The 13,552-nt window shown below is 76.4% G+C and carries 12 protein-coding genes; 5 read left to right on the forward strand and 7 right to left on the reverse strand.

What is annotated here, in order from left to right; translation table 11 throughout:
- The 4 genes from ATM99_RS14105 to hemE all read right to left on the reverse strand — a co-directional run.
- Positions 1-1,035 (reverse strand): uroporphyrinogen-III synthase (locus ATM99_RS14105; protein WP_150118303.1); only part of this gene is annotated, 1,035 nt, incomplete at its 3' end.
- Positions 1,032-2,054: a hydroxymethylbilane synthase gene (gene hemC / locus ATM99_RS14110; protein ID WP_062103511.1), complete on the reverse strand. Its 1,023-nt coding sequence runs from the start codon at positions 2,052-2,054 to the stop codon at positions 1,032-1,034. The genes hemC and ATM99_RS14105, both read right to left, overlap by 4 nt.
- Positions 2,055-2,264: 210 nt before the next feature.
- The gene (locus ATM99_RS14115) at positions 2,265-3,830 is read right to left on the reverse strand and encodes an NAD(P)/FAD-dependent oxidoreductase (RefSeq protein WP_082659776.1); all 1,566 of its coding nucleotides are present in this window, start codon (positions 3,828-3,830) and stop codon (positions 2,265-2,267) included.
- Positions 3,827-4,891 (reverse strand): uroporphyrinogen decarboxylase, encoded by a 1,065-nt coding sequence (gene hemE / locus ATM99_RS14120; protein WP_082659778.1) that lies wholly within the window; start codon positions 4,889-4,891, stop codon positions 3,827-3,829. Before hemE ends, ATM99_RS14115 begins: the two co-directional genes overlap by 4 nt.
- Positions 4,892-4,920: 29 nt before the next feature.
- Here hemE and ATM99_RS14125 point away from each other — a divergent pair, with 29 nt between their 5' ends.
- On the forward strand, positions 4,921-6,237 hold the full coding sequence (locus ATM99_RS14125; protein ID WP_223305106.1) for a glutamyl-tRNA reductase: 1,317 nt from the start codon (positions 4,921-4,923) through the stop codon (positions 6,235-6,237).
- 281 nt (positions 6,238-6,518) lie between these two features.
- Here the strand turns inward: ATM99_RS14125 and ATM99_RS14130 are convergent, their stop codons facing one another.
- Both ATM99_RS14130 and purB read right to left on the reverse strand, forming a co-directional pair.
- Positions 6,519-7,373 (reverse strand): hypothetical protein, encoded by an 855-nt coding sequence (locus ATM99_RS14130; RefSeq protein WP_223305108.1) that lies wholly within the window; start codon positions 7,371-7,373, stop codon positions 6,519-6,521.
- 207 nt (positions 7,374-7,580) lie between these two features.
- On the reverse strand, positions 7,581-9,029 hold the full coding sequence (purB, locus tag ATM99_RS14135) for an adenylosuccinate lyase (protein WP_062103515.1): 1,449 nt from the start codon (positions 9,027-9,029) through the stop codon (positions 7,581-7,583).
- Positions 9,030-9,312: 283 nt separating this feature from the next.
- Here purB and ATM99_RS14140 point away from each other — a divergent pair, with 283 nt between their 5' ends.
- Both ATM99_RS14140 and ATM99_RS14145 read left to right on the forward strand, forming a co-directional pair.
- On the forward strand, positions 9,313-9,648 hold the full coding sequence (locus ATM99_RS14140) for a helix-turn-helix domain-containing protein (protein WP_062103516.1): 336 nt from the start codon (positions 9,313-9,315) through the stop codon (positions 9,646-9,648).
- Entirely contained in the window at positions 9,635-10,897 is a 1,263-nt protein-coding gene (locus tag ATM99_RS14145) for a type II toxin-antitoxin system HipA family toxin (RefSeq protein ID WP_062103517.1), read from the forward strand. Before ATM99_RS14140 ends, ATM99_RS14145 begins: the two co-directional genes overlap by 14 nt.
- Before the next feature lie 126 nt (positions 10,898-11,023).
- Here ATM99_RS14145 and ATM99_RS14150 read toward each other — a convergent pair whose 3' ends face one another.
- Complete coding sequence (locus ATM99_RS14150) at positions 11,024-12,151, reverse strand: class I SAM-dependent methyltransferase (RefSeq protein ID WP_082659780.1); 1,128 nt, start codon at positions 12,149-12,151, stop codon at positions 11,024-11,026.
- Between the two features lie 120 nt (positions 12,152-12,271).
- On the opposite strand from ATM99_RS14150, the gene ATM99_RS14155 reads away from it, so the two are divergent.
- Both ATM99_RS14155 and ATM99_RS14160 read left to right on the forward strand, forming a co-directional pair.
- A complete protein-coding gene (locus ATM99_RS14155) occupies positions 12,272-13,009 on the forward strand; it encodes a DUF4129 domain-containing protein (RefSeq protein ID WP_062103519.1) in 738 nt (245 codons plus the stop codon).
- On the forward strand, positions 13,006-13,552 hold a 547-nt coding region (locus tag ATM99_RS14160; protein WP_062103520.1), incomplete at its 3' end, for a hypothetical protein. The genes ATM99_RS14155 and ATM99_RS14160, both read left to right, overlap by 4 nt.

Consider the following 13,552-nt stretch of genomic DNA (forward strand, 5'->3'; position numbering starts at 1 on the left):
GGTGCGCGTGACGACGTCGGTGAGCGCCGCGACGAGCCCGGCGAGGGTCTGCCGCTCGGCGACCGCGTCGACGCGCAGCCCCAGGCGCCGTGCCTCGGCCTCGGTGCTGGGGCCGATGACGACGACGAGCGTCGCGGGGGGCGGGGGGCCGAGGTGGTCGAGCAGCGCGCGCACGGTGCTGGCCGACGTGAGCAGCGCGGCGTGCACGTCGCCGGCGTGCCACGCCCGCGCGACGTCGGGGTCCGGCGGACCGGCGGGGACCGTGCGGTAGACGACGAGGTCGTCGACGTGCCAGCCGGCCTCGGTGAGCCCGTCGGCGAACGTCGGTGCGGCGAGGTCGCCGCGCGGGAACAGCACGCGCCGCGCCACGACGTCGTCGGTCCGCCGCGCGCCCGGGCGCAGCTCGCGCACGTCCGCCCCGCGGGCCCGCCGTCCGACCGGCGTCGCGACCTCGTCGTCGGTCGCGTCGTCGGTGCCGGCGGCGCGACCGACGACGGGGTCGGCGTGGGGGTCGCTCGGGTCAGGGAGCGCGACGAGCGTCGCGACGAGGTCGACCGCCGTCGAGCGGACCGGCGGGACGACGTCGACGGGCACGCCCAGGGCCTCGAGCGCGCGCGCCGTGCCCGGGCCGACGGCCGCGACGTGGACGCCCGCGCGGGCGACGAGCGCCGCGAGGCCGTCGTCGTGCGTCGCCGCGCGCTCGGCGAGCACCGCGACCGCCGCCTGGCTCGTGACCGCCAGCCACCCGTACCACCCCGCGCCGAGCGCGAGCAGCGCGTCGTCGAGCGGCGTGAGGTCGTCGACGGGCAGCGTGCGGACGAGCGGCACGACGAGCGGTGCGGCCCCGGCCGTCGCGAGCGCGACCGCCGCCGGGCTGGTCCGGCCCGCGTCGGGGCTCGCGTCGAGCGGTGGTTGGGGCACGAGCACGCGCCACCCCGCGAGCGTGGGTGCGAGGGGTGGTGCGCTCGTGGTCCCGCCGGACGCCGGGCCGGGGGAGGTGGGCCCCTCGGGCGCGACGTCGGGACCGCGCGTCATCGCACGGGTCCGAGCGGGGCGAGGTCGGCCGCGCCCGCGGCGAGCAGGTCCTCGGCCAGGCGGCGCCCCAGGCGGTCGGCCGCGTCGTCGTCGTCGCCCGGGCCCCGGGCGCCCAGACGCAGCACGCGGGACCCGTCGACCGCGGCGACCACCGCGTCGAGCACGAGCTCGCCCGTCGCGTCGTCGAGCCGCCCCCACGCGCCGATCGGGGCGGCGCACCCGGCCTCGAGGCGCGCGAGCACGGCACGCTCGGCGACGACCGCGCGGCGGGTCGGGGCGTGGTCGAGCGCGCGCAGCGCGTCCGCGAGCGGCGTGGCCGCCTCGGCGTCGGCGGCGCGCACCTCGACCGCGAGGGCGCCCTGCCCGGGCGCCGGGGCCAGCACGTCGGGGTCGAACCACTCGGTCACCGCGTCGAGCCGGCCGAGGCGTGCCAGCCCCGCTGCGGCCAGCACGACCGCGTCGAGGTCGCCGCGCGGCGCGTCCGTGGCGACACCCGGATGGGGTGCCGCGCCGTGGTCGCCGGCGGCGACGGTCGTCGGGTCGAGCCCGCGCACGCGTCCCAGGCGGGTGCCGACGTTGCCGCGGATGTCGACGACGTCGAGGTCGGGACGCAGCGCGCGCAGCTGCGCGGCCCGCCGCGGCGACCCGGTGCCGACGCGCGCGCCGCCCGGCAGCGTCGCGAGCGTGAGGCCGTCGCGCGCGCACAGCGCGTCGCGGGCGTCCGCGCGCTCGGGCACCGCGGCGATCACGAGCCCGTCGGCGGGGCCCGTGGGCAGGTCCTTGAGCGAGTGGACCGCGACGTCGCACCGGCCGTCGAGCAGCGCGTCGCGCAGCGCGGTCACGAACACGCCCGTGCCGCCCAGGCTCGCGAGCGACGCGCGGGTGCGGTCACCCTCGGTGCGCACGCGCACGGTCTCGACCGCGAGGTCGCCGAGGGCCGCGAGCGCCTCGGCCACGTGGCCCGTCTGCGTGAGGGCCAGGGCGCTCGCGCGCGTGCCGATCCGGACGTCCTGGGGCATGTGTCCAGTGTCGTCCGCGGGTGCGCGGATGTCGAAACAGGGGCGGAGGTCCAGGTGGTCGCGAATTGCGGGTACCGGATCGTTCTGACAATGCGTCAGGTCCGCCGGGCCGGGTGGCGGCAGAATGTGACGCACGACATTCCTGTGAATATTTCTGACAGTCCGTCAGATCCTTCGGAAATGGCGCGGCGGATCCGGTCCGCCGGCGGGTCAGGCGTCCGTGGTCGCGTCGCCGTCCACCGCCGCGCTCGCACCGGTGCCCGCGTCCGCACCCGCGTCGGCGACCTCGTCCGTGCCCGCGTCCACCAGCGCGCGCGCCGCGTCCCGCGCGTCCGGAACGACCGACGCGAGCCCGTTGCCGGCCGCCCACGCGCCGCACACCGCGACGCCCGGCAGGCCCGCGACCGCCGCCCGCACCGCCGCGACCGCCTCGCGGTGCGCCGTGCTCGGACGCGGCAGCGACTGCGTCCACCGCACGACCGCGGACCCGCGCAGCGCGGACCGGTCGAGCGGGACGCCCAGCAGCGTCGACGCGTCGCGGAGCGCGAGGTCGACCAGCGCGTCGCCCGACGGCAGCGCGTCCCCCGCCGGGCCCGTCTCCTGCCCGGCGCCCGGGCCTGCGCTCCCGGCGCCGTCGGCCGGTCCCGACGCGCGCCCGTACGACAGCCGCACCACGTGCCGGCCCGGGCCCGCGGCGTCCGCGGCCCACGCCCACTTCGCGGTCGCGTGCGTGAGCGCCTTGGCGCGCACGTCGGCGGCGCCCGGGCCGACGAGCACGCCCGTGCCGCGCGGCGCCGCGTCCAGCGCGGGCGTGTTCAGCACGAGCGTGACCAGCGTGACGGGAGCGCCCGCGTCGAGGCGCACGCCGCCCAGCGCGGCGCCGTCGAGCCCGTCCAGCAGCGCCGCCGCGCCGGGCTCGGCCACGACCAGGCGCGCGGTGCGCAGGTCGCGCGCCGCACGCGGCGGCTTGTGCCGGTCCTGCGTGCCGACGACCAGGGTCCCGTCCTCGGCGCGCGTCACCGACACCGCGCTCGTGCGGGTCAGCACGACGCCACCGTGCGCCGTGACGTCGGCGACGAGCGCGTCGACCAGGCGGTGCAGCCCGCCCGCGACGCCCTCGACCGCGGTTCCCGCCGGGGCGGCCGCGCGCAGCCGGCGCACGCCCCGCGCGAGGGACCCGCCCTCGGCTGCGGCGGCCTCGCGCAGGCCGGGTGCGGCGGTGTCGACGGCGACGTCGTCGGGGTCGGCCGCGTGCACGCCGCCGACCACCGGGTGCACCAGCCGGTCGACGACCGCGGCGCCCATGCGCGCGCGCACGAGTCCGCCGAGCGTCGTCTCCCGCGCGCCGACGCGGGCGGGCAGGACCAGGTCGAGCAGCGCGCGCAGCGCACCCGCCGTGCCGAGGGTCCGACGCACGTCGGGCGCCCACGGGTGGGCCGGGACCCCCAGCAGGCCCGTGCGCGGCAGCGGGCCATCGCCGCTGGTCAGGTGCACCCACGCGCCGCGCGGCTGCGGTGCGACGACGTCGTCGGCGAGGCCCAGCTCCGCCAGCAGCGCGGCCACCGACCCGTTGCGGGTGGCGTACGACTCGGCGCCCGCGTCGAGCGTCAGCCCCGCGACCTCGTGCGCCCGGACGACCCCGCCGGGGGCGTCCCTCTCGTCGATCACGACCGTGCGCAGGCCGGCGTGCACGAGCTCGCGCGCCGCGACGAGCCCCGCGACGCCGGCGCCGACGACGACCGCCTCCCAAGCGGGTGCGGACCCGGCGTCGGTCACAGCGAGTGGACCAGCTCGACGACGCGCGTCAGGACCGTCGGGTCGGTCTCGGGCGGCACGCCGTGCCCCAGGTTGACCACGTGCCCCGGTGCCGCCGCACCCCGCCGCACGACGTCGCGCACGTGCGCCTCGAGCACGTCCCACGGCGCTGCCAGCAGCGCGGGGTCGACGTTGCCCTGCAGGGGCGTGGCTCCTCCGAGCCGGCGCGAGGCCTCGTCCAGGGGGACCCGGTAGTCGACGCCCATGACGTCGGCTCCCGCGTCGCGCATCGCGACGAGCAGCTCACCGGTCGCGACGCCGAAGTGCACGGTGCGCACGCCCCGCTGCTTGACCCGCGCGAGGACCTGCGCGGAGGCGGGGGCGCAGTGCTGCGCGTAGTCCGCGAGCGACAGCGCGCCCGCCCACGAGTCGAAGAGCTGGCCCGCGCTCGCACCCGCCAGCACCTGCGCCTCGAGGAACGCGGACGACAGCTCGGCGGCCCACCGCATGAGCGCCGACCACGCGGCCGGGTCGGCGTGCATGAGGCGTCGTGCGGCCAGGTGGTCGCGCGACGGTCCGCCCTCCACGAGGTACGCGGCGAGCGTGAACGGCGCGCCGGCGAACCCGACGAGCGGCGTGCGGCCGAGCCCGGCGACGGTCCGCTCGACGCCCGCCGTGACCGGCGCGAGGCGCTCGGCGTCCAGCGGGCCGAGGTCCCGCAGCCGCGCGACGTCGTCGAGCGTGCGCACGGGCGAGCCCATGACGGGACCCGTGCCGGGCACGATCTCGACGTCGACTCCCACGAGCCGCAGCGGCACGACGATGTCGGAGAAGAAGACCGCGGCGTCGACGCCGTGGCGGCGCACGGGCTGCAGCGTGATCTCCGCCGCGAGGTCGGGGTCGAGGCACGCGTCGAGCATCGCGACGCCCGCGCGCGTCTCGCGGTACTCCGGCAGCGACCGACCCGCCTGGCGCATGAACCACACCGGGAGCCGTTCCGGACGCTCCCCGGAATACGCGCGCACGAGCGCAGAATCCGTGGTGCGGCCGTCGACGAGCGGATGGTGTGCTGGAAGACTCACGCCGTCGATTGTGCCGGACTTTTCCCGGGATGATTGAATCGGGCACCGTGGTGCTGCTGTCCCTCGTCGCGAGCCACCACGACCTCGACCTCGCCGTCCTCGAGCGTCTGCAGTCGGACGTCCAGGCCGTCGGCCGGGAGGTGGTCGCCGCGACCCCCGCCGTGACCGGTGCCGTCGTGCTCGCGACGTGCAACCGGTTCGAGCTGTACCTGGACGTCGACGACACGGCCCACACCCCGCGCGCCCGCCGGGCGGTCGCGACGGCCGTCGCCGTCCGCTCCGGGTACGCGCCGGAGGACGTCGCCGAGCACCTGCGGCCGTTGGTCGGCGGGGACGCGAGCGAGCACCTGTTCGCGGTCGCGTCGGGCCTGGAGTCGATGGTCGTGGGGGAGCGGGAGATCGCCGGCCAGGTGCGGCGTGCGCTCACCACGGCCCGCCGCGACGGCACCACGACGTCGACGCTCGAGGCCCTGTTCCAGGCGGCGTCGCGCGCGTCCCGCGCGGTCGAGGCCGCGACGGGGCTCGGGTCGACCGGGCGCTCGGTCGTCGGTGTCGCGCTCGACCTCGCGGCACGGACGCTGCCGCGGGCGGGCGCCGACGCCTCGGTGCCCGCGCCGGACGCGGACTGGGCGGGCGTCCGCTGCGTGCTCATCGGCACCGGCTCGTACGCGGGCGCGAGCCTCGCGGCCCTCAAGGCCCGCGGCGTGAGTGACGTGCGGGTCTTCTCGCCGAGCGGGCGCGCCGGCCGGTTCGCCGCGCAGCGCGGCGTCACGGCGCTGCCCGCGGGGGCCGACCTGCTCGGAGAGGTCGCGCAGGCCGATCTCGTGGTCGCCTGCTCGGGCGCCGCGGGTGCGGTGCTCGGCGTCGAGGCGCTGGCCGCGGTGCGTCGCGGTGCGCCGCGGCCGCTGACGGTCGTCGACCTGGCGCTGCGCCACGACGTCGACCCCGACGTGCGCTCGCTGCCGGGCGTCGCGCTGGTGTCGCTGCAGTCGGTCGCCGAGCACGCGCCGGCCGAGCACGCGGCGCTGCAGCATGCGCGGGGCGTCGTCGAGCGTGCCGCCGAGGACTTCGAGGCCGACCGCCGCGTCCGCGAGTGGGACCCCGCGGTGGTCGCCGAGCGCACGCGCGTGCTCGGCGGGCTCGAGTCGGCGCTCGACGCGCTGCCCGGATCCTCGCCCGACGACCCGCACGCGCGTGCGCTGCGCCGACGTGCGCGCGCGCAGCTGCACGGTCCGACCGTCGCGGCACGCGCCGCAGCACGCGCGGGCGACGCGGCCGGCTACGCGCGTGCGCTGGCCGAGCTCGCGGCGGTCGAGGTGCCCGCGGTCACCACGACCTCCGCCTGACGCCCGCGGGGCGCCACCGGACGCGGGGTCGTCGCCGCGCCGTGCCCGGCGACCCGGAGGTGGCGGGGCGGGTCGATCGCCATGGCGGCGCCGGTCCGACCGGGTGAAAAAGCGCACCGGGCCTGGTCGGGGGGGAGGACCAGGCCCGGTGCGGTCTGTGGGCCAGCGACGACGCTGACCAGGACCCGGGCGCTGCGCGCAGCGCCGCTCGGGTTCGTGCCGGTATGTCTCGATGCTAGTGGAGCAGTGGCCCGCGTGGGTGAAAATTCACGGACAAGTTGTCACGAGTGCGCCCAGTGCCGCTGCTGCGCGGCGGGGCCGGGCGCCCAGGTGTGCGGGACCACCTGGTTCGTCTCGATGTCGGTCAGCTCGGCGGCGTAGACGATCGCCTCGTACACGCCGGCTTCGACGCGCTCGAGGTGGAGCCGCTCGGCGCGCTCGATGTCGTCGCCCAGGTGCGAGATCCGCGCGACGACGTACCGCTGCGCGTCCTGCCACTGGTCGACCACGCGGACCGACAGGCCGTTCCACCGGGCGGTCAGGTCGAGCTCGAACAGCTCGGTGACGTCCTCGCGGGCCACCCGGCGGTACCACCGGCCCGACGGCGACTGGTGGAAGCCCGTCTCGGCGAGCGGCGGGTTGGCGAGCGCCAGCACGACCGTGTGCCCGCCGTCGACGACGTCGGCCTCGAGGTACGCGCCGTGCCACTTGGCCACGGGACCGACGCACCGCGACAGCGACGCGAGCGACGGCCGCGTCGCGCCGAGCTGCGTGACGGTCCAGCCCGTGCCGACGTCGCCGTACCGCGCGAGCAGCGTCGACGTGCCGTCGTCGTGGACGCGGATCAGCTCCGCGCCCGGGGGGATGCGCGAGTGGCGCAGCCACCACAGCGGGACGATGTAGCCCGGGACGTCGCGGTACTGCAGCTGGGGCGACGACTCGAACCGCAGGATGTCGATGAACCGGTCGTACGGGCTGAACGGCGACCCGGGGTAGCCGAGACCGTGCACCTCGAAGAGCTGGGCCGGGGTCGTCGCGAACGCGACGTCCTCCGCGCGGACCACGTAACCGGCGATGCGGTCGTGGCCCTGCGTGAGGTGCGCCTGCGTCAGCGACGGGGTGATCGCCTTCTGCATGAGAGTCACGGGAGGGCTTCCTTGCCGGATCGGATGAAGGGGAGGATTCCGACGACGGCGACGATTCTGACGCCCATCCCGGGCGGATGTCCAGGTGTCGAAGCGCCTCGACGGGGATCGCTCCCACTGACAGGTGAGAAATGATCCGAACGGGTGACGCAGACGGGGGACGATCCGACCCTGAACCGGACAGACCGGGCGGGCCCCCTACCCCAGGTGGGCGACCAGTCGGGCCGCCATCCCGGTGTAGGCCGCCGGGGTCATGACACGCAGCCGCTCGGTGACGTCCGCGGGCAGCCCGAGACCGTCCACGAAGTCCCGCATGTCCTGCGCCGTGAGGCGGTGGCCGCGCGTCAGCTCCTTGAGGCGCTCGTACGGGTTCTCCATGCCGGCGACGCCCGCGACCGAGGCCGCGCGCATGGCCGACTGCACGGCCTCGCCCAGTACCTCCCAGTTGGCGTCGAGCTCGCGCTCGAGCAGCGCGCGGTCCACCGACAGCGCGCGCAGCCCGCGGCGCACGTTGTCGATCGCGAGCAGCGAGTGCCCGAACGCCGGGCCGATGTTGCGCTGCGTCGTGGAGTCCGTGAGGTCGCGCTGCAGGCGGCTCGTCACGAGCGTCGAGGCCAGCGTGTCGAGCAGGGCCGACGAGATCTCGAGGTTGGCCTCGGCGTTCTCGAACCGGATCGGGTTGACCTTGTGCGGCATGGTCGACGAGCCCGTGGCCCCCGCGACGGGGATCTGCGTGAAGACGCCGCGGCTGATGTACGTCCACACGTCGGTCGCGAGGTTGTGCAGCACCCGGTTGAAGCGGGCGACGTCGGAGTACAGCTCGGCCTGCCAGTCGTGCGACTCGATCTGCGTGGTCAGCGGGTTCCACGTCAGGCCCAGGTGCTCCACGAACGTCCGCGACACGACCTGCCAGTCCGCGTCCGGCACGGCCGCGAGGTGCGCGCCGTACGTGCCGGTCGCGCCGTTGAGCTTGCCCAGGTACTCGTCGCCCTCGATGCGGCGCAGCTGGCGGCGCAGGCGGTGCGCGAGCACCGCGACCTCCTTGCCGAGCGTCGTCGGCGTCGCCGGCTGGCCGTGCGTGAGCGCGAGCATCGGCACCTCGGCGTGCTCGACGGCGAGCGCCGCGACCTCGTCCGTCAGCGCGACCGCGGCCGGGAGCCAGACCTCGCGCACCGCGCCGCGCACCATGAGCGCGTACGACAGGTTGTTGACGTCCTCGCTGGTCAGCGCGAAGTGCACGAGCTCGTTGACCTGCGGCAGCACGGTGTCGGCGCGCAGCGCGTCGGGCGCCGCGGCCAGGCGCCGCTTGAGGAAGTACTCGACGGCCTTCACGTCGTGGACCGTCGTGCGCTCGATCTCCGCGAGCTCGGCGACCTCCGCGGCGCCGAACGTCGCGACGACGTCCCGCAGGTACCGCTGCTCGTCGGGCGCGAGCTCGGGCGCACCGGGCACGACGGCGTGCGACGTCAGGTGGATGACCCACTCGACCTCGACCTCGACGCGCGCGCGGTTCAGCGCGGCCTCCGACAGGTGGTCGACCAGCGGCGCGACCGTCGGCCGGTAGCGGCCGTCGAGCGGGCCGAGGGCGATGGCCGGCGTGACGTCGGCGAGGGGGACGCGGGGCGCGGGGGCGTCGTCGAGCGGCATGGCGCCAGTCTCCCAGAGCGCCGGCCGCGTCGTGCGGACCGCCCACGCCCAGGGGTGCGGTGGACGCGGACGTCGTCGACGACGGACCGGCGTCCTGCCGGGAAGGCCGGTGAGCGCGGCCTCGTGGCGGGCCCGTACCCGACGCGAGCGGCCGCACCGCGTCCGCGTGGTGTCGTCCGCCGAGCACTGGGTTCCGCAGGAAGGGGGGTCGCGCGACGTGAAGTGACGCTCTAAGGTTGCTTAGAGCATTTAAACGACGATCTACTAGCACCTTGAAGGTGAGATGCGTTCCCGGACACACACGTACTCGCGTCCGGCGCGGGTCGCGGTCGAGATCCTCGGCCTGATGGTGGCGAACGCGCGCCGTGAGCGGCGCTGGACCGCACGCGACCTCGCTGCCCGTGCGGGCATCTCCGTCCAGACGCTGCGAAACATCGAGCGTGGCGAGCCGACCGTGGCCATCGGCGTGGTCTTCGAGGTCGCGACGCTGCTCGGCATCCCGCTGTTCGGCGACGACCGCCGTGAGGTCAGCGAGCTGCGCTCGGCGGAGTCGCGTCGCGCGCTGCTGCTGCCGCAGCGTGTCCGGGCGAGCAAGGAAGCGGTCGATGACGACTTCTGAGCCGACGACGGCGTACGTGTGGGCATGGTCGGAAGGGGCGCTCGAACCGGTCGTGGTCGGCCGCATCGACGTGGTGCCCGGGTCCGGAGGACCGGACGAGCAGCGGCACACGTTCACCTACGGCCGCAGCTACCGCGACGCCCCCGGGGCTGTGCCGTTGTACGCCCCCGAGCTGCCGCTGCGCCGGGGAGTCATCGAGCCGCTGGGCGCCCTGCGGATCGCGGGCGTCCTGGGTGACGGTGCTCCTGACGCCTGGGGGCGTCGCATCCTGGAGGACCGCCACGCGGACCGCGCAGGGTCGCGGGGGCAGCTGAGCACCTTGGCGTACATGCTGGGATCGGGCTCGGACCGCATCGGGGCCCTGGACTTCCAGGAGTCCGCGACGACGTACGTGCCGCGCAACGTCGACCCGGTCCCGCTCGAGGAGCTCATGACCGCAGCGCAGCGCCTCGAGGACGGCCAAGAGCTGACCCCTGCGCTGTCCGAGGCGCTGCTGCGTGGCACCTCCGTCGGTGGCGCACGCCCGAAGGCGCTGATCGAGGCCGACGGTCGTCACCTGATCGCGAAGTTCTCCTCCACCACCGACACTGGTCCGCGGGTCAAGGAGGAAGGCGTCGCCATGGACCTCGCGCGCCGCGTGGGGCTGGACGTCGCCTCGACGCAGGTCATCACGACCGCAGGCCGCGACGTGCTGCTCGTCGAGCGCTTCGACCGTGCCCCAGGTGGGGGACGCCGCATGATGGTCTCGGCACTGACGTTGCTGGAGGAGGACGAGCACTTCGGGCACTACCTGACCTATCCCGAGCTCGCGGACAAGATCCGGGCGACGTTCACCGACCCGGTCGCTACGCTGCGCGAGTTGTTCGCCCGCATCGTGCTCAACATCGCTGTGGGCAACTTCGACGACCACGCCCGCAACCACGCCGCGTTCTGGGACCCGGTCACAGGTCTGGCGACGTTGACGCCGGCGTACGACATCGACCCGCGTCCGCGCGTCGGGCAGACCGCGGCGCAGGCGTTGGCGATCGGGCGAGGCGGCGAGCGAGAGAGCAGGTTCGCGGTGTGCGTCGACGCGGCCGAGGTGTACCTGCTCGATCGGGCCGAGGCGCAGGACATCGTCGACGAGCAGGTCGAGATCATCAACGCGCAGTGGGACGAGGCGGCCGACGCCGCGCTGCTGACCAAGCGCGAACGCGAGCGCTTGTGGGGCACCAAGATCATGAACCCGTTCGTCTTCCAGGACGCGTGACCCCGACCGAGGCGGTCATCGCCCCGTCGAGGCCGACGGGGACAAGCACCTCGTGGCGCTGCGGTTCGAGGCGAAGGGTCCCCGCCGTGACGAGGGGGACGGGCGAGCTCCGAGCCGCAGGTCGCCTCAGGCCCGCACCGACGCCGTCACCGTGAACTTCGGGTCCCGCCCCACCTGCCGCGTCGGCCCGACGACGCGCTCGAGCGCGGGCCGGTACCGCAGGTGGGAGTTCCACACGGCCCACAGCTCGCCGCCGGGGCGCAGCACGCGCGCGGCCTGCGCGAACAGGTCGTGGGCGACCTGCGGGGCGATGGTCGCGCCGACGTGGAACGGCGGGTTGAGCAGCACGAGGTCGACGCTCGCGTCGGGCAGGTCGTCGGCGCCGGCGGCGCGCGTGACGCGGACGCGGTCGGCGACGTCGTTCGCGTCGACGGTGGCGCGGGCGGACGCGACGGCGGCGGCCGACTCGTCGGTCGCGACGACGTCGAGCCCGGGGTGCAGGCGGGCGAGCGCGACGGCCAGCACCCCCGTGCCGCAGCCGAGGTCGACGGCCGTCCCGGTGGTCGTCGGCACCGCGTCGAGGTGCCGCAGCAGCGCGCGCGTGCCGATGTCGACGCCGGTACCCGCGAACGCGCCGCCGTGCGCGCAGACGACCAGGCCGAGGTCGGGGTGCTCGGCCCGCTCGGGCCAGCGGCGCGCGGGCCGCTCGGCGGCGGGGCGCGGCGACGACGCGACGAGCGCGCGCGACTTCTGCCGTGCGAGCCGCGCCTCGACCCGGCCCAGGTGCCGCGCGAGGACGTCGTTCATGGCCGTCGTCATGTGCTTGACGCGCCCGCCCGCCACGACCACGACGTCGGGGTCCGCGTGCTCGGCGACGAGCGCTGCGACCTCGTCCAGGGCGTCGAGCGCGCGCGGCAGCTGTAGCAGCACGACCCGCGCACCCGCTACCAGGTCCGGCGTCAGCCCGTGCGACGTGAAGCCGCCCAGCCCCAGGCGCTCGGCGTTGGCGTGCAGCGCACGCTCACCGGTCAGCCGGTCCTGGTGCACGCGCACGCCGCTGATGCCGTGCCGCGCGATCGCGCCCAGGGTCAGCGCGCCGTACCGGTCGCCGATCACGACGACGCTCCCGGCGGGTGCGCCCACGAGCAGCGGCGCCGCCTCGTCGAGCAGCAGCCGGTCGGTCGCGTCGACCGCGTGCAGGTTCTCGGCCTCGACGTCGGGGTGACGACGCAGCGCGTCCAGGACGTCGCTCACCGGGCCCACCGCATCACCGGGCGAGGCTAGCAACCGGCCGCGACGCCACCCCCGCGTCGGCGCGGGACGCTAGCCTGACCGGCACGTCCGCCCCGCCGTCGTCGACCGGAGGTCCTGCCCGTGCCCACCCGCCGCACGAGCGTGGTCACGGCGCTGGCCGCCCTGCTCGTGGTCGTCGGGGTGCTGGGCGCGGCGCTGTCCGGCCCGCTGGAGCTGCAGGCACGCCGCATCGACGTGCCGGTCGCGACGTTCACGCCGCCCCCACCACCCGAGGCGACGGAGCCGCCCGAGGTCGAGGACGGCTCGCAGGAGACGCCCGAGCCGCCCGCGTGGCTGCCGTGGCTGGTCCGCGCCGTGCAGGCCGTCGCGCTGCTCGCGGTCCTCACCGTCCTGGTCGTGGTGGGGCGGCACCTCGCGCGCGGCTGGCGGTTCGACCGTCGCGACGACGAGGACGACGAGCCGCTCGGCGACGGCGAGACCGGTGAGCTCACCGAGTCCGGCGTCGCTGCGCTGCGCGAGGGCGTCGCCACGGCGACCCGTGCGCTCGAGGAGGACGTGCCGCCCGGGGACGCCGTCGTCGCGGCGTGGGTCGCGGTCGAGACCGCCGCCGCGCGCACCGGCGTCGAGCGGGACCGCGCGCAGACCGCGAGCGAGTTCGCCGTCGCGGTGCTGGGTGCGACGCGCGCCGACCCGGCCGCGACGCGCGCGCTGCTCGACCTGTACCTCGCGGCGCGCTTCGGCTCGCACCCCGTGACGCCCGACGACGTGCGGCGCGCGCGCGACCTGCTGGAGACGGTCGGGCGGGGCCTGGTGCTGCGGGCCGGCGACGACGCACCCGGCGACGGGACGGCGACATGAGCCCCGCACCCGCCCTCGACCGCCTGCGCGACGCGCTCGCGGACGCGCGCGGTGCGATCCTGCGACCGGCGGTCGTCGGGCTGCTGGTCGCCGCGCTCACGTGGGCGCTCGGGGCGCACCCGGTGCCGGCCGGCGTCGTCGGGCTCGCGGTGGCCGCGGCGGTCGCGGTGCTCCAGCGGCTCGACGCGCACGTCGAGCCGCGGGCCGCGCGGGGCACCACGCAGCGCAGCGACGGTGCGCGCGGCGAGATCGCCGAGACGGCGTGGACCATGCAGAGCCGCGACGGCCGCGCGGGGGAGCGTGCGCTGCGCCGCCTGTGCGAGGCCGGCGCGCGGCGTCTCGCGCGCCACGGCCTCGACCTGGCCGACCCGGCCGACGCCGACGCCGTGCTCGCGCTGATCGGCGCGCGTGCCCGCACCACGCTCACGCAGGTGCAGCACCCCCGGCCGTCCGTGGCCGACCTGGCCCACACCCTCAAGGTCCTCGAGGACCTCGGCGCGCGGCGCGCCCCCGCCCCGGGCACGTCCGCGCCCGGCACCGAAC

This window comes from Cellulomonas sp. B6, assembly GCF_001462455.1.
Classification (GTDB): Bacteria; Actinomycetota; Actinomycetes; order Actinomycetales; family Cellulomonadaceae; genus Cellulomonas.